Raw genomic sequence first — 15,928 nt, 5'->3', positions numbered from 1 at the left:
GGGAAAAGCATAGGGATGGGGCAGATGCAAAAAAGAATGCTCGGCACCTGGCTGCTGCGGATCAGGCGGAGCAAGCTCTCCACGCTGATGGCGGCCAGTATTATTACGTTCAATCTGATCTTTCTCGGGTTCATTGTTCTGCTGGCATACCGGACCTTCTCGGATGTAACCTTCAGCGAGATCAGCACCACCAGGCTTGCCCTGCTGAATGAGAGCACGAAGCGCGGCTTCGACTTCATGACCAATGTGTCAGGCACCGCCTACTCTATTGCCGCGAACAAGAGCGTGATTGAGGGGCTGGAGACTACGCCTGGCTCCAAGTATCAGATGATCTCCAGAAGGCGGGAGATTACGGAGATTCTCCAGCATTCGCTGGTGCTGAACGAAGGGGTAAGCTCGATTGAGATTTACAGCGATTTGTTCAGCGGGGTGCCGCAAAGCTCGACGGATCTTGTCTTTCCGGTCTCTTCAATTAGGAACGAGAGCTGGTACCCCAAGCTGAAGCAGGCGGATTCGCTCTGGGTTCCCCTGGAGGGCAGCGGCGGCGAAGACGAGCCTTATCTGATCGGCCATATCCAGCATCTGTTCGGAAATGAAGGCAAAACGATCGGCTACCTCTATATCCGCCTGTCCGCAGACGATATCCTGAAGCAGTTCAAGGATATACCTGCTGTGCTGGACGGTCAGATTCATCTGGTGGATACAAGCGGCAATCTCCTGCTGCTGGTGAACAAGGAGAGCGGCTCTGCCGGTAAGGCTGTACTGGAGGCAGACTGGCTCTATCAGCATACGTATGAAGGCAATGAAGGCTATGAGCTGCTGAAAAAAGACGGGCAGTCCTATCTCGTCCTGTTCTCCAGACCGAGCACCATCTCCTGGCGGCTGGTCCAGGTCATCCCGACGCGTGAGCTGCTGCAGGAGGTTCGTAAGGCGGACAGGCAGGTGATCGGGATCGGACTGCTCTGCCTGCTCCTGTCGGCGCTGCTGGCGTATTTCTTCATCCGTAATATGATCCGTCCGGTGCGCAGGCTGATTCAGGAGATGCGGAAGCTGGAGCGCGGAGATTTCCGGGCCAGTATGAGTGAGTCGCTGACGGAGGAATACACGCAGATGTCTTACGGCTTCAACCACATGGTGAACCGGCTGCAGGAGCTGGTGCAGAGCGAGCGGGAAGCAAGCGCCGCGAAGCGGGAGGCTCAGGCAGGGCTGCTGGAGGCCCAGATCAAGCCGCATTTCCTGTACAACACGCTCGATATGATTCACTGGAAGGCCATGGATTACGACGCCCAGGATATCAGCTACATGATCACTCAGCTTGGCAAAATGCTGCGCATCGGCCTCAGCGGCGGCAGAATGCTCATTCGTCTGCGTGACGAGCTGGAGCATGCGCGGTGTTATGTGAGCATCCAGCAGGAACGGCTGCCGATTGCCATCGAGTATACGGAGTCGATTGCGGACCCGGCGGTCCGGAGTTATTTCATTCCCAAGGTCATTCTCCAGCCGCTGATTGAGAATTCAATTATTCATGGCAGCCGGGAGCCTGGCTCCGGCCCTTTACAAATTCACCTGGAGGTCAGGGAGGTCAAAACGCCGGGAAGCCAGCCTTACTTGCAAATCACACTGCTGGATAACGGCCGGGGCTTGGCGGAAGGCTGGTCGATGGAGCAGGTGAGCGGCATCGGCACCCGGAATGTGATGAGCCGGATTCAGCTGTATTGCGGGGAACCGTACGGACTATACTTGGCCAACCGGCCGGAGAAAGGGGTTGCGGCTATGATTACGCTGCCAGTCATTGAGACGGAGGAGCAGCTGGAGCGGCTGCTGCGCGATCAGCTATGAGCCGCTCTATTCTGCTGGTGGATGACGACCCGCATATTCTGAAAGCCCTTACGAGACATGTCGGCTGGGAGAAGCTGGGCCTGACCCTGGCTGGAACAGCGGTCAACGGCCATGAAGCGCTGGAGCTGTTCCGCAGGCTCTCCCCCGATCTGGTGATGACCGATGTCTATATGCCGGGCATGGGCGGGCTGGAGCTTACAGAGGCCCTGAGGGAGCTGGCACCGGAGCTGCCGGTTATTATCCTGAGCGGCTACGAGGAATTCGAGAATGCCCGGCAGGCGATGCGCTGGGGCGTCAGCCATTTCCTGCTGAAGCCGGCCCGGGTAGATGAGATCGAAGCTGTGCTCCGCGTTGTGCTGCTGGATCTGAATGCCGGAGAGCAGAAGAAGCGGCTGGAGGAGCGTTATCAGCAGGAATTCGGCCGCACGCTTCCTTTTTTGCGGGAACGCCTGCTTATGGAGCTGCTGACTACCCGCTACAGCGCGGAGGAATGCTCCGAGGAGCGGCTCGGATATCTCCAGATTACCCGTCCGCAGCGGCTGGCGGCGGCCAGCATCCAGCTGAACCGGCCTTCGCCGCTGCATAAGCTGAAGGAGCGCGAATGGCAGCTGCTGCGCTTCGGAGCGGGCAATATCTGCCGGGAGACACTCCAGCACAAGCTTGCCGGACATCCCTCTGTGCAAGGTCATGTGCTGGACTATTCCGACGATCTGCTGGTGGTGCTGCTGCTGGACCGTGAGGCGGGAGAACCAATCCCGGTTCTGAAGGAAGTAGTGCAGGAGACGATGGATAAGATCCGAAATTACATTCAGCTTCAGACCTATGCCGGTATTGGTTCGGTCAAATCTGCCATCCATGAACTGATCGATTCTTATCTTGAGAGCAGAGAGGCGCTTGCTTCCGCGGAGTTTCAGGAGACCAGTCCCATCTACGCCTATGAGCCGTGCAAAAGCACCAACCCGTGGACGCTGGAGGACTATTCCCGGCTGCTCCAGGAGTGGAATGAGGTGCTGCTGTGCAGGGATTCCTCAAAAGTATGGGAGACCTGGGAGATCATCTTCGGCAGGCTCCGGCAGGAGGATCAGAATAATATTCAGGACATACAGACGGTGTGTGTCGGGCTGTTCACTACGCTGATGTATTACTGGAATGCCTGCTGCCCGGGCCGCACTCCCCCTATGAGCATGTCCGAATTCCTGCAGGCGGTGACGGGCTACTATACCTGGAGAAGCTTGACGGAGTGGATGGGGCAGATTATTCCGGCATTCCTGAACGCAGCGTTCACCGAGATGAATGTCAAGAAGAACCGTCTGGTAGAGAGCGTCAAAAGCTATGTGGAAGCCCACTACACCCAGGAGATCAGCTTCATGGGCCTCGCGCAGGAGCTGCATGTGCATCCGAAATATCTAAGCCAGCTGTTCAAACGGATCAGCGGTGAGAATTTCGTCAGTTACCTGAATCAGTACCGGGTGGACCGGGCCATCGAATTCCTGCAATCCGGCCAGCATATGGTGTATGAGATCAGTGAAATGGTCGGCTTCAACAACCCCGCCTATTTCAGTCAGGTGTTCAAGATGATTACCGGGCGCAGCCCGAGTGATTATTTGAAGGGGTGAGGGTGCTGGGGCTATTGCAGCCCGCAGGGTGAGTATAGTATATTCTTATGGAGACACAAACGAACGTTCTCATTGCCCGTCAGGTAACATCAAGTTGCGGTGCGGTGACAGACGCTCTCATCCAAGATCTTGAGGAGTCAGTCTCTCAAGGTCTTTTTATTGATTTATGGCGGGATGCTGGAGGGTGGGCGGATTCCTGCTGTGCAACTGTGCGCCTGTGCGACTACATAGGTGGGCACCTCGGATATTTTCGCGGTTATGCGGACTGAGGATCCGTTATTTCTTCAAAAAGCTATTTCATGAGCCCCGAGCGGACTGAGAAGCGCTTATTAGGGTTATTCGGCCCTGAAATGAGACATTATCGTTCAAATAAGGGATTCTGGACTTCTGTCAAGAAAGTAGACTGTTACGCAACGGATTTTCCAGTGAATTGCTTAGCAAAGCGGGCGGGGGAAAGATACCCCAGTGAACTGTGCATTCGCTTGCGATTGTAATAGAACTCAATGTATTGGAAAATAGCATCATATGCCTGTTCCGGGTTTTTGAAGCGCGGATTACAGTAGATGAGCTCTTTCTTTAAAATACTGTGCCAAGACTCAATGCAGGCGTTATCGTAACAGTTTCCTTTACGGCTCATGCTGGATTTCATGTGGTATGTCTTTAGTTGGTCGACATATTCTTTTGAGGTATATTGAGACCCTCGGTCAGAGTGGTGCAGTAGGCCCTCGCCGGGTCGCTTCGCCGTGTACGCCGCCTGCAGCGCGTCTAAGACCAGGCTCGTCTCCATATGGTTATACAGCCGCCACCCTACAATTTCTCGCGTGCATAAATCCATGACGCTAGCTAGGTATAAGCGACCTCCACGACAAGGGATATACGTGATGTCGGTGACCCATACGGTGTTGGGCTTAAGCACCTTAAACTCTTGGTTCAGTGTGTTTGGTGCAATGGGATTATTATGCTTGGAATCGGTCGTCTGCACACGGTATGGCTTAGATACAATAGAGCGGAGCTTCATTTCTCGCATGTACACACTCACTGTGCGTTCCGTGACCGTATAGCCTTCCTGATGCAGCAGGCGGGTGATCTTCGGACTTCCATACCGTTTTTGATGGTCGTCAAAATGGTACCGGATTCGCTCCATAACGGCAGCCTTGCGGAGGGCTTGCACACTGACTTTGGCGTTCAGCCACTTGTAATATCCGCTCCTGGATACCTGTAGGGTACTGCACATCTTCTCCAAGCGAAACGCGGAGCGATGGTCCTTCATGAACTGGAATCTTAGTTCCTTGGTTTGCTGAAGATGTGCACTGCTTTTTTTACGATTGCTAATTCTTCCTCTGTATCGGCAAGTCGACTGTCTTTCTCTTGGAGCTGACGGCGCATCTCTTGGAGCTCGGCTTCGAGTTCCCGTACCCGATCCATACTGGCTACCGGTTCATTCTTTAGCTCCCGGTATTGCCCCATCCACTGGTGCAGCGTACTTTTCGGAATGTCCAGCTCTTGCGCGATGTCCCCTATGCTCTTCGTCTGCTCTTGAATGAACTTTACCGTTTGCTTCTTATATTCTTCGTTATACCGTTGTCGTTTTTCTCCCATAGGGATGCACCTCCGTTGCCCTTATTATCCCTCCGTCCGTTAACTGTCGTCTACTTTCAATTCTAATCCCACTCAGTCCGGCAGAGATAACTAGGGGAGTAATAGTAGCAGGAAGTGGTAGGGATAGCGGTAAGTAGATGTGAGTTGCAGTAAGTAACAGTGAGTTGCAGTGAATAGTAGCGAGTAGCTGTAAGTAACAGTTAGTTGCAGTGAATAGTAGCGAGTAGCTGTAAGTAACAGTTAGTTGTAGTAAATTACAGTAAGTTTCAGTAAATAACAGTGAGCTGCAATGAATAGTAGCGAGAAAGAAGCAGGAAGTAGCAGTGAGAGTAGCTGCATTAACCGTACCTGCACATGACTGGAGCGGCTGCATCCGCTGCATAGGGTATATGATATAATGTGAGAATTACCAAGACATACGGGTGGGGCGATGAAGCATGGCTAAAGACAGGCAGGGGCTGCATTTCTCGGAGCTGGTCTGGGAGAGTACGGAGCAGAATGTGGCGATTCCGCCGCGCGGTACTGTAGATGAAGGCAGCCGGAAGCCTAAGTCAGAGCCGGTTAAGAAGACAACGTCCGGTTACGATACAGTCCAGCTCCAGCTTTGGGATATGGAAGAGAGTGTGGAGCCGGTAACCACTACAGAGAGCGAGTTCGTCCAGCGTGCACGTGAGCTTGTAGAGCACAAGGAGCCTGCGGCGCTGTTCGTCCCGTTCAAAAGCTATTGGCCCACCTACGGGCATATGACCGGCGCGCAGAGCAGATGGTTTTTTTTCTGGCGGGATGAAGTCCGGCAGGGGAGATACCCGAAGACCGATCTCTCATACATCTTCCTGCATATCTATGAGCTGATTAACGGTGTGGGCTGGGACGAGCCTCAGGAGGGCTGCCGTCAGCTCAGTCTGCTGTGGGAGGCCTACCGTGATAGTTACAAACGTCTGGATCAGTACCTTGGCGGGTGGATTGCGGATTTCTCTTTTGTCCATAAGCTGGATATCCCCCTCTCGGAGATTGTGGCCCGTTCGCGCGGGCTGGCCGGGGATCTGGCTGAGCTTGAATTGGTCCGCTGCCTGTCGGCTGCCCCGGAGCAGCTTAGGATCGAGGTACTGAGTGTGATGTCGGACTATGATATCAGCAAGTCCAAATTCTATACCGGCGAGGGTAAAATCGCTGCGGATCGTTATATTCCCCAGGTTGTAGCCCTAATTGATGCTTATGTCGCGCGGAAGCATGGCTCGAATCTAATCACGATGTTCCCGCCCGCCCCGCCTGTCGTCCGTGAGCGTTATTTGTTCCGCAGCGCGGTATACGATATCTCCCTGTATGGCTATTCTGTTCTTGTACCTGTTATCCGGGTCAGCAAGTCCCCGCCGCTGCGCAGTCTGATTACTCGGCTGTTCCGGCTGACCGAGAATAAGCTGCGGGCGCTGATGGGATACCGGGGAAGACTGAAGGATGTCCGGGTTGATGCCGATATGGATGATCTCGTCACCCGGTTCCTGGAGCGTGAATTCCGCAAGGCGGAGCAGGAAGAGAAGGGACCGGCAGTGGTCATTGACCAGCAGAAGCTGGAGCAGTTGGCAAGCGACTCCGAGGTGGTGCGTTCCTTGCTTACGGTGGAAGACACCGGGGAGCCGGGTCAAGAGGATGACGCGGAATGGATAATTGAGTCTGAAGGAGCACATGGAGGAGCCGAATTGGCTGGTATTGGAAGTGATGCGGCTGCGGCTGGGAGAGCCGGATCAGCAGATGTGATAAGTGATGCGGAAACACATGGAAGCGCTGAATCAGCGGGCGAGGAAAGTGTTGCGAATGCGAATGCAAGAGTTGCATCAGCTGTATCGGCAAATGAGGATAACTCTGCAAAAGCTGAAGAGCAGGTGGCCCGGATGACCAGTGGTGGGCGGTTAGGAGGCACGCGGGAAGAGCTCCCGGGTGATTCCCCGTCTGCCGGACAGAAGCTTACCGTTTCCCAGCCGCCAGCCTCAGATAGGGAAGCGGACCGCTGGACATTGTTCGCTTCGGAGCTGACTCTGCTGCAACGGGAGGCCGTGCTGGCGCTGGCAGAAGAGGACGGTCCTGCGAAGGTGCAGCGGCTGGCTGCAGGAGCAGGAACGATGGCAGAGCTGCTATACGATGAGATTAATGAGCTGGCAATGGACAGTCTGGGAGACCTCATTATTGACGGGGAAGAGCTGACCGAAGAATGTCTATCCATGCTGGACTATATAAAGAGGTGAAATTCGTAAAATGAACCCACTCAAAATACCGAAGCGGATGACCACCGCGCTCGTCAATTCGCTGACAGCGGGAGTTGTACCGCGTATCGGTCTTGAACATATCGCCGTCGGCCGCCGGCCGGAGGTGGAGGCGATTCTCCGCGATATGGAGAATATCGCCGATGGCGGAGCTGCCTTCAAGCTGATTACAGGCAAATTCGGCAGCGGAAAAAGCTTCCTGCTCCAGATCATCCGCAACTATGCGATGGACCGCGACTTCGTGGTTGCCGATGCTGACCTGTCACCGGAGCGGCGGCTGGTTGGCACGAAGGGACAGGGGCTCGCCACCTACCGCGAGCTGATGAGCCATCTCTCGACCCGGACCCGCCCGGATGGAGGGGCGCTGGAGATTATGCTGCAGAAGTGGATCATGACGCTGCAGCAGGCGGTGATGCAGGAGAAAGGCTACGGCCCTGACGCGCCGGAACTGGGAGATGAGGTTGAGCAGCGCATCTATTCGGTTGCTTCCGAGATGCGCGGGCTGGTGCATGGCTTCGACTTCGCTAAGGTGCTGGCCTCTTACTGGAACGGGCACAAGCTGGCCGATGACGGGCTGAAGCAGGATTCCCTGCGCTGGCTGCGTGGAGAGTTCCCGACCCGTACGGAAGCGCGGAAGGCGCTCGGCGTTGGTGTCATCATCGACGATGACAACTGGTATGACTACATGAAGCTGTGGGCGGAATTCACCGGAGCCATCGGCTATAAGGGCTTGCTGCTGTTTATCGATGAAGGGGTGAACCTCTACAAGATTACCAACAGCATCTCGCGGCAGAGCAATTACGAGAAGCTGCTGACCATGTTCAATGATACGATGCAAGGCAAAGCCGAGCGGCTGGGCATCTTCGTTGGGGGAACGCCGCAGTTCGTGGAAGACCACCGGCGCGGACTGTTCAGCTATGAGGCCCTGCGCTCCCGGCTGGTAGCCGGACGGTATGCAGGCAGCGGACTGAACAATTACACAGGGCCGATTATCGCGCTGGACATGCTCTCCCACGAAGAAATTCTGATTCTGCTCCAGAAGCTGCGGGATATCCATGCGCTCCATTACGGTTATGAAGCAAGACTGACACAGGAGCAGCTGGTGCATTTCATGGAAGAGGCGGTCAACCGGCTGGGAGCTGATGAACTGCTCACTGCACGCGAGGTGGTGCGCGACTTCATGGATCTGCTGCATACCCTGCACCAGCATCCGGAGCTTTCATTCGAGAAGCTGGTTGGAGAGCGGACTTCGCGGCCTGCCGAGACGGAACAGAATGAGCTGGACGGCTTCCTGGCGGAGTTCGACCTATGAAAAACGATAACCCGTTCTACCGGCTGGCCCCGTTCATCAAGGAATTCATCTACAAGAACCGCTGGGATACGCTGCGCGAGGCGCAGGTCGATGCCTGCCGTGTGCTGTTTGACACGCCGCACCATCTGCTGATCGCTTCAGGGACGGCCTCAGGCAAGACCGAAGCGGCCTTCTTCCCGGCGCTAACGGAGCTGCACCAGCGTCCGTCTGCATCTGTAGGCATTCTGTATATCGCGCCGCTGAAGGCGCTGATCAACGACCAGTTCACGCGGCTGAACGACCTGCTGCGTGAAGGGAACATTCCGGTCTGGCACTGGCATGGCGATGTGCCGCAGGCGGACAAGACCAAGCTGATGCAGAACCCTTCCGGCGTGCTGCAGATTACTCCTGAATCGCTGGAGGGCCTGCTGATGAACCGCCCGAATGCGATCCCGGCCCTGTTCCATGACCTGCGCTTCATCGTCATCGATGAAGTTCATGCCTTCATGGGCGCAGACCGCGGCATTCAGGTGCTGAGCCAACTCGCGAGGATCTCGCGGATGGCGGGCTGTCATCCGCGGCGGGTTGGCCTCTCTGCGACCTTAAGCGACTATGCATCCGTCACGGAGTGGCTGGCGGCGGGCACGCGCGAGAGCGTGGAGGTCAGCGCGCCGCAGGGCGGGCGCAAGCTGCGGCTGAGCGTGGAGCATTTCTCGTTCCCGGATGCGCGGAATGAGGAGGAAGCCGAGCACCTGGAGCGGGCGCGACAGGCTTATTATGGCTTCATCTATGATCACACGCATGTGAAGAAGGCGCTCATCTTCACGAACAGCCGCACCGATGCCGAAGAGGCCATCCTGGAGATGCGGCGCATTGCCGCCAAGCGCGGCGAGCGTGATGTCTTCCATGTGCATCATGGAAGCATCTCCGCGATGCTACGCGAGGAGACCGAGGCCACGCTCCGTGAGGGCACGGGGCCGGCTGTTGCTGCAGCGACGCTGACGCTGGAGCTGGGGATTGATCTGGGCGAGCTGGAGCGGGTACTCCAGCTCGGCGCGCCTTATAGCTGCGCGAGCTTCGTGCAGCGGCTGGGCCGCTCGGGCAGGCGCGGGGACGCCGCCTCCGAGATGATCTTCGTCACGCCCGAGGAGGAGGACGAGGAGGCGCAGCTCCCGGCGCGCATGCCGTGGACGCTGCTGCGGGCCATAGCCGTAATTGAGCTGTATGTACGCGAGAAATGGGTGGAGCCGCTGGCCGTGCGCCAGCTGCCGGTCGGTCTCCTGTATCATCAGACGATGAGCATTCTGAAGAGCATGGGCGAAGCAGAGCCGGAGGACCTGAAAGAGGCTGTGCTGAGCCTGCCGTCCTTCCGCAGCATCGATCCCGCTGATTATGATGACTTCATGGAGTACATGCTGGGCATGGGCCATATCGAGAAGATGGATGAGGGAAGCCTGCTGATTGGGATGGCAGGCGAGAAGATCGTTAACAGCTTCCGCTTCTATGCGGTATTCAAAGACGATGAAGAGCATGTCGTCTATAACGGGACAGAGGAGATCGGGTCCATTACCACCGTGCCGCCTCCAGGCTACTGCTTCACACTGGCAGGCAAGCTGTGGAAGGTCGAGGAGGTGGACAACCGCCATAAGGCCGTCTATGTCAAAGGCTCACGCGGCAAAGTGGACACCTTATGGCTCGGTGCAGGCGGAGATGTCCATATCCGGATTATGACGAAGATCCGCGAAGTATTAGGATCTACGGCCCTGTACCCATACCTTGCACCAAGCGCGGCCGCCAGACTGGAACGGGCCCGCAGGCTCGCGAAGGAGAGCGGACTGCTGACGCGTTCCGTTCTGCCAGCCGGGGGAGACTCCATGTTCATCCTTCCGTGGGCTGGCAGCCGCCAGTTCCGCACGCTGGAGCGCCTGCTCAAGAACAATCTGAAGGAGCCGCTTGGCTTGCGCTCGGTCGTGCCGATGGAACCGTATTACATGGTAGTCGCCGGTAAAGTGGATGCAGAGAAGCTGGAGGATGAGATTATCGCTGAGACCGCTGCCGCTACGGATGCACTCACGCTCCTGAAGCCGGATGAAGCCCCTTACCTCGGCAAATACGATGAGTTCATCCCGCATGACCTGCTGCGCAAAGCCTTTTCGCTCGACGGTCTTGATGTACCGGGGCTGGTCAGCGTGATCAAACAGTGGGAGCAGCCTACGGCATAATGGATATAGGGATAACCAAATAACGGAGGTGAAATCATGAGCGAGATTGCTAAAACACCACAAACACCTTATTACGCAGTGATTTTTACATCGGAACGAACAGATGCGGATACCAAATATGTGGAAATGGCGGATGAAATGGAGAACCTTGCATCCGTCCAACCTGGATTTCTCGGAGTAGAAAGTGCCAGAGAAGGTGTAGGTATTACTGTATCTTATTGGGATTCTCTCGAAGCTATACACAAATGGAAACAAAACGAACGACATTTAGTAGCCCAGCGCAAAGGGATATCTGATTGGTATCTCGCTTATAAAACAAGGGTTTGCAAGGTTGAAAGGGATTATGGATTTGAAAAGGCTTGAATAAGCGAGTATGGGACTACAACAAGAAGCAGCCGATCCTATAGTGACTGGCTGCTTCTTGTTATACGGCGGGAATTATAACTTTTGCACCATATAGCTGGGATTCATTCCACAATCAAGCGCGGAATCTCTGGCTTGCTTAAATAAACCAGCGGAGCTTCTCTATTGAACTCTTTATAGAGAATTATTCGAAAAAGTAAGCTCAGATGAAGGGTTACTCTAGTTGTGCAATGAAAGAAGAAAGGGTGAGAATTCATGGAAGCAAATATGTTAGAGCGTTTACCAGATCCAACAATGTTACAAAAGCTAATGAAAATCCAAGCATCACTGAATATTATTCTTTGTCAGGAGGAATGGCTTCGTTACCATAGCTATGTTCAAGATTGGAATGAGGGTGTTTCTATGGCGAAAATAGATAATGGATCAGGGGATCATCTGTTTATTTTGTTTTCCCCTGAAGGCTCCATCATAAAAGGCTTCGATCATGAATCCGGATTAAGCCCATATGCGCAGGATGAACATAAAGTATGGCAAGGGATTTATGATGACGTCCCAATGGAACTATTATCTTTACTTGATGATGCTGCAATTGAAAAAGACGATGTGACTTTTTGTATTTGGCGTAAAAACAGTGACACGAACTGGCACAAGGGAAACGTTGAGATTCCAGAAGGTGCAAGCGATGGTTCTGATTTTTTACTGGGCTGTATATTCCATACACCAGAGGATTTTGAGGAATTTGCATCAGATTATTTTGATTTACCCCTATCCTTAGAGGTTGTTGCAAAAATCTACGATGATGTCCCCATTACGGAAGAGATGATCCATATCTTGAATTCAAGCTGTGATGTAAAGGAAGTTCTTCAAGAATTACATTTATTAAGCCCACGGGGTTAGTGAAACTCATCCAGATAGCAAATTGAGTGGCCGGTCACCCTTGCCTTTGTTGGCGGGATATTCATTATCGTGCAGACAGTCATCCTGAATAAAATGTACGCGAAGCCGGGCTTAGAAAATAGTTGAATCTGGAAGCAGCCGATCTATCGTGATCGGCTGCTTGTACTGAAGATGCACTTCAGAAATTAACAAAAAGCAAAAGAAGCGGAGGGGAAATTTGGAACTGTAGGAGCGATAGCGTCCGCCTTTGTCACCGGATTTCCACCGCGATTAGCGGTTAAAATCAAGAAATCTGGTGACAACAGCGGCCGGAAGTCCAAATGTTCACCGTAGTGACGACCAAGCTTAGAGTTCAATTCTTTAGTGCTTTTTATAAGCCCGCCCAAGCATACCCTAGAAAAAACAAACCTCATTTCTGCAGTTCCCACCTTGCCCGGAAGCGCTCTACGCGATGATAATTAGCTTATCACGACAGAGGGGGCTTTAATGAATGGTCAACAGAAAAATGAAGCAAACCACCACCGTCGCGTTCGCCGCGCTAATGGCAGTAAGCCTTGCCGCATGCGGGAACTCGAACAACAACGCCAATTCCAAGGCTAAGGACACCGCCGCACCGAACGCCGCCACAGGCAGCGGCAATGCCGCTGCTACAGACGCTCCGAGCGATAAGAAGGTAACTATTACCTTCCAGAACATCTACCCTGACCCTGCAACACCGTCTTACAAAATGATTCACGAGCTGACTGACCAGTACATGAAAGAGCATCCCAATGTAAAGATTGAGCTGGATACGCTGAACACGGATCAACAGAAGGTGAAGCTGAAAACACAAGCAGCCTCCAAAGAAATACCTGATATTACGATGGTTAACCCTGCCGCTCAAATGAAGCCCTTTGTAGATGCAGGATTATTAGCCCCGCTGAATGATGTGCTCGATCAGAATGGACTGAAAGATACGTACCAAGCGGGTCTGCTCGACTATTACAGCTTCGATAACAATGTGTATGCGCTTCCTGACGGCAACAATATCGAAGTGGTCTACTACAACAAAGACTTGTTCGCCCAAGCCGGAATTGCAGCACCTCCAACCACGTTTGAAGAATTACTGAAGGACGTTAAGCTCTTAAAAGACAAAGGGATTACTCCACTGGCTATCGGTGAAAAGGATTCGTGGACCGGCTCGTTCCTGTTCATGAACATCCTGCTTCGTACAAACGGCGGTCCTGGCTTCCTGAAAGACGTAGTGGATGGTAAGAAAACATTTGAAGATCCTGCCTTTGTTGAAGCGGTAGACGCGTTCCAGCAACTGGTAGCAGCAGGCGCATTCCCTGACGGGGCAACTTCCATCGATGCAAATGCCGGCGGGAATATTTTCAGATCCGGTAAGGCAGCAATGTGGGTTATCGGTACTTGGGAGACGGGCGCGAATGATGCTTCTTCCGTAGCCGGTAAAGTGGGAGCCTTCCAATTTCCTACTGTTAACGGTAAAGGTGATCCGAACGAATTCATGCTTGCACCGGGCAGCGCATTTGCCGTGTCTGCAAACAGCGAGCATCTGAAGGAAACGAAGGATTTCCTGAACTTCTTCGCTTCTGAATATCCTAAAAAACAGTTCGAGCTGAAGAATGCTGTAGGTATCGGGCAAAAGGTAGACGGTGACCTGAAAGCTGCCGGTTACTCCGAGCTGGCTATCACTGTGGCCGGTCTGTTCAACCAAGTAAAAGGCGGCGATCTGTCCTTCGACAACACGATGAATCCAGCAACTTCACAAGTCCACCTCAGCAGCATTCAGAACCTGTTCGTTCAAAAGATGGATTCCAAGGCGGTAGCCAAAGAGCATCAGGCCGCATTTGAAGCCAATAAATAAGCCTAAGACTTCAGCGTTTCGTATAATCTAAGCTTCACTCAATTTACGCCATCTAACGCATTCCCTGCAATCGTATAGCCGTCCTGCTCGATGCGAAGCCAGCTGATTCAGGCTGCTTCGCATCGGGTTTATCATGCACTTTTTAAAGTTAATAGCATTAATCATTAATGATATGAATGAGTAGATAAAGAAGAATCTGCTTGATTAGGAGGCGGGAAAGATGAAAGTCCTTAAGGTTCCGGCATACACAATCGCTGCCTTCATACTGCCATGTCTATTGCTCTATGTGTGCCTGGTTTTCGTTCCCATACTGGTCTCATTATATACGGGCTTATTGAAGTGGGACGGTCTAACGACCTCTCAGTTCGTCGGCTTCGGCAACTTCAAGAATATGTTCTGGAATGACCCGGTGTTCTGGCCCTCTGTTCGGAGAACGCTGCTGTACGCCGTGGCTTCCATGCTGGAAATCCCGCTCTGTCTGGGGATGGCGATCCTGCTGAACCGCTATCTGCGCAGAGCCAACACGCTGGTGTCGATCTACTTCACGCCGGTTATCTTATCAGTCGTTATTATTGGACAACTCTGGAAGACCATCTATAACCCTACTTCGATGGGGGGGATGCTGAACGGTGTGCTGGTGTCCCTGGGGCTGGAGAGCTGGACGCATAACTGGCTGACCGAGCCTAATATCGCCATGTATTCTCTGTATCTGGTGTCCCTGTGGCAGTATTTCGGCTACCATCTGCTGATTCAGTATACCGGAGTGCAGAACATTCCCGACGAGCTGTACGAAGCGGCCAGAATTGACGGGGCAGACGGCTTCAAGGCGGATCGTTACATTACGCTTCCGCTGATCATTCCGATTTTCAAAATCTCGATCATCCTGGCGTTCATCGGGTCCCTGCAAGCCTTCGACCTGGTCATGGTCATGACTGGCGGCGGTCCGGCGCATGCAACCGATGTCATCTCCACCCATATGTATAACAGCTCCTTCTTGTCCTTCAAGTATGGCTACGGCAGCGCGATTGCGACGTTCCTCGTGGTGGTCTGTCTCATTTTTACCGGCATCATCAACATGATCTTCAACCGGCTTGAGCGAAAATTCGAATAGGAAAGGAGTGCGCGGACCATGCGTAAGCTTAAAAAAGGAATCGTGTATCTTCTTTTTGCCATTCCTGTCATTACCCAGCTCTACCCGCTACTGTGGCTCCTGCTATACTCTCTGAAGACGAATGAGGAGATTCAGGACGGGAGCTTCTTTTCTTTTCCGCGAAAATTCCAGTGGCATAACTACTATGAGGCTTACACCTCGGGCAGTTATCTGAAGTACCTGTCGAACAGCGTGTTCGTTACCGCCCTTACGATGATTTGTGTCATTCTGCTGGCTTCTATGGCAGCCTATGCGATCTCCCGGTTCCGGTGGAAATACGGCAATGTCGTGATGACCATTTTCCTGATGGGGATGATGATTCCGATGCAGGCCACGCTGCTGCCGCTGATGATTATTTTCAAAAACATGCATATTCTCAACACCCACTGGTCGCTGATTCTGCCGTACATCGCGTTCTCGACTCCCATCGCCGTGTTCATCTTGAGCGGCTTCATGAGAGCTATTCCACATGAGATCGAAGAATCGGCGTTCATCGACGGGGCGAGCGTGTACCGGATCTTCCGCAGCATTATCCTGCCGGTGTCGATTCCGCCTGTCATGACCGTATGTATCTTAACCTTCATCAATATCTGGAACGAGTACATCCTGGCTGCTACGTTCATCTCGTCAGAGAAGCTCAAAACCCTTCCATTCGGGGTCTATACCTTCGTGAGCCAGTATTCGGTCAACTACGGGAATATCGGGGCCTTCCTGGTGATGGGCGCGCTGCCGGTCATTCTGATCTACTTCTTCCTGTCGAATCAGATTACCAAAGGGATGGTGGCCGGAGCGGTTAAGGGGTAGGGTAAGGCGTGCTGAATTCCCT

Annotated in this window: 12 protein-coding genes; 10 read left to right on the top strand and 2 right to left on the bottom strand. The window is 53.4% G+C overall.

Annotation, left to right across the window (positions count from 1 at the left end):
* Nucleotides 1-24: 24 nt before the first annotated feature.
* Nucleotides 25-1,839 carry a sensor histidine kinase gene (locus tag NST69_RS15835; protein ID WP_342550036.1) on the top strand — a complete coding sequence of 605 codons (1,815 nt, stop codon included), beginning with the start codon at nucleotides 25-27 and terminating at the stop codon, nucleotides 1,837-1,839.
* Entirely contained in the window at nucleotides 1,836-3,455 is a 1,620-nt protein-coding gene (locus tag NST69_RS15830) for a response regulator (protein WP_342550035.1), read from the top strand. Before NST69_RS15835 ends, NST69_RS15830 begins: the two co-directional genes overlap by 4 nt.
* A 406-nt stretch (nucleotides 3,456-3,861) precedes the next feature.
* On the opposite strand, the gene NST69_RS15825 is transcribed toward NST69_RS15830, so the two are convergent.
* Nucleotides 3,862-4,725 carry an IS3 family transposase gene (locus NST69_RS15825; RefSeq protein WP_342550034.1) on the bottom strand — a complete coding sequence of 288 codons (864 nt, stop codon included), beginning with the start codon at nucleotides 4,723-4,725 and terminating at the stop codon, nucleotides 3,862-3,864.
* 11 nt (nucleotides 4,726-4,736) lie between these two features.
* Nucleotides 4,737-5,054 carry a transposase gene (locus NST69_RS15820; RefSeq protein WP_036725045.1) on the bottom strand — a complete coding sequence of 106 codons (318 nt, stop codon included), beginning with the start codon at nucleotides 5,052-5,054 and terminating at the stop codon, nucleotides 4,737-4,739.
* Between the two features lie 437 nt (nucleotides 5,055-5,491).
* On the opposite strand from NST69_RS15820, the gene NST69_RS15815 reads away from it, so the two are divergent.
* The 8 genes from NST69_RS15815 to NST69_RS15780 all read left to right on the top strand — a co-directional run bounded on the left by NST69_RS15815 (nucleotide 5,492) and on the right by NST69_RS15780 (nucleotide 15,906).
* On the top strand, nucleotides 5,492-7,294 hold the full coding sequence (locus tag NST69_RS15815; protein WP_342550033.1) for a TerB N-terminal domain-containing protein: 1,803 nt from the start codon (nucleotides 5,492-5,494) through the stop codon (nucleotides 7,292-7,294).
* A gap of 10 nt (nucleotides 7,295-7,304) precedes the next feature.
* The gene (locus NST69_RS15810; RefSeq protein ID WP_340952540.1) at nucleotides 7,305-8,624 is read left to right on the top strand and encodes an ATP-binding protein; all 1,320 of its coding nucleotides are present in this window, start codon (nucleotides 7,305-7,307) and stop codon (nucleotides 8,622-8,624) included.
* A complete protein-coding gene (locus NST69_RS15805) occupies nucleotides 8,621-10,825 on the top strand; it encodes a DEAD/DEAH box helicase (RefSeq protein ID WP_342550032.1) in 2,205 nt (734 codons plus the stop codon). Before NST69_RS15810 ends, NST69_RS15805 begins: the two co-directional genes overlap by 4 nt.
* Nucleotides 10,826-10,861: 36 nt before the next feature.
* Nucleotides 10,862-11,188 carry an antibiotic biosynthesis monooxygenase gene (locus NST69_RS15800; protein WP_342550031.1) on the top strand — a complete coding sequence of 109 codons (327 nt, stop codon included), beginning with the start codon at nucleotides 10,862-10,864 and terminating at the stop codon, nucleotides 11,186-11,188.
* Between the two features lie 255 nt (nucleotides 11,189-11,443).
* Entirely contained in the window at nucleotides 11,444-12,085 is a 642-nt protein-coding gene (locus NST69_RS15795; protein ID WP_339314531.1) for a hypothetical protein, read from the top strand.
* 490 nt (nucleotides 12,086-12,575) lie between these two features.
* Nucleotides 12,576-13,952, top strand: coding sequence for an extracellular solute-binding protein (locus NST69_RS15790; protein ID WP_342550030.1), 1,377 nt, complete (start codon nucleotides 12,576-12,578; stop codon nucleotides 13,950-13,952).
* 220 nt (nucleotides 13,953-14,172) lie between these two features.
* On the top strand, nucleotides 14,173-15,063 hold the full coding sequence (locus tag NST69_RS15785; RefSeq protein ID WP_036726672.1) for a sugar ABC transporter permease: 891 nt from the start codon (nucleotides 14,173-14,175) through the stop codon (nucleotides 15,061-15,063).
* Between the two features lie 18 nt (nucleotides 15,064-15,081).
* A complete protein-coding gene (locus tag NST69_RS15780) occupies nucleotides 15,082-15,906 on the top strand; it encodes a carbohydrate ABC transporter permease (protein ID WP_036726674.1) in 825 nt (274 codons plus the stop codon).
* Nucleotides 15,907-15,928 lie beyond the last annotated feature (22 nt).

The sequence above is a fragment of the Paenibacillus sp. FSL P2-0089 genome, from assembly GCF_038595095.1.
Classification (GTDB): domain Bacteria; phylum Bacillota; class Bacilli; order Paenibacillales; family Paenibacillaceae; genus Paenibacillus_AQ; species Paenibacillus_AQ silagei.
The sequence above is the reverse complement of the archived record's forward strand: the minus strand, read 5'-3'. Positions and strand labels throughout refer to the sequence as shown.

What these genes read in the sequence shown, in the direction of transcription:
- NST69_RS15815 (WP_342550033.1), top strand. Translation starts at nt 5,492, where the DNA reads ATGGCTAAAGACAGGCAGGGGCTGCATTTCTCGGAGCTGGTCTGGGAG.
- NST69_RS15790 (WP_342550030.1), top strand. Translation starts at nt 12,576, where the DNA reads ATGGTCAACAGAAAAATGAAGCAAACCACCACCGTCGCGTTCGCCGCG.
- NST69_RS15785 (WP_036726672.1), top strand. Translation starts at nt 14,173, where the DNA reads ATGAAAGTCCTTAAGGTTCCGGCATACACAATCGCTGCCTTCATACTG.
- NST69_RS15810 (WP_340952540.1), top strand. Translation starts at nt 7,305, where the DNA reads ATGAACCCACTCAAAATACCGAAGCGGATGACCACCGCGCTCGTCAAT.
- NST69_RS15780 (WP_036726674.1), top strand. Translation starts at nt 15,082, where the DNA reads ATGCGTAAGCTTAAAAAAGGAATCGTGTATCTTCTTTTTGCCATTCCT.
- NST69_RS15835 (WP_342550036.1), top strand. Translation starts at nt 25, where the DNA reads ATGCAAAAAAGAATGCTCGGCACCTGGCTGCTGCGGATCAGGCGGAGC.
- NST69_RS15795 (WP_339314531.1), top strand. Translation starts at nt 11,444, where the DNA reads ATGGAAGCAAATATGTTAGAGCGTTTACCAGATCCAACAATGTTACAA.
- NST69_RS15825 (WP_342550034.1), bottom strand. Translation starts at nt 4,725, where the DNA reads ATGAAGGACCATCGCTCCGCGTTTCGCTTGGAGAAGATGTGCAGTACC.
- NST69_RS15805 (WP_342550032.1), top strand. Translation starts at nt 8,621, where the DNA reads ATGAAAAACGATAACCCGTTCTACCGGCTGGCCCCGTTCATCAAGGAA.
- NST69_RS15820 (WP_036725045.1), bottom strand. Translation starts at nt 5,054, where the DNA reads ATGGGAGAAAAACGACAACGGTATAACGAAGAATATAAGAAGCAAACG.
- NST69_RS15830 (WP_342550035.1), top strand. Translation starts at nt 1,836, where the DNA reads ATGAGCCGCTCTATTCTGCTGGTGGATGACGACCCGCATATTCTGAAA.
- NST69_RS15800 (WP_342550031.1), top strand. Translation starts at nt 10,862, where the DNA reads ATGAGCGAGATTGCTAAAACACCACAAACACCTTATTACGCAGTGATT.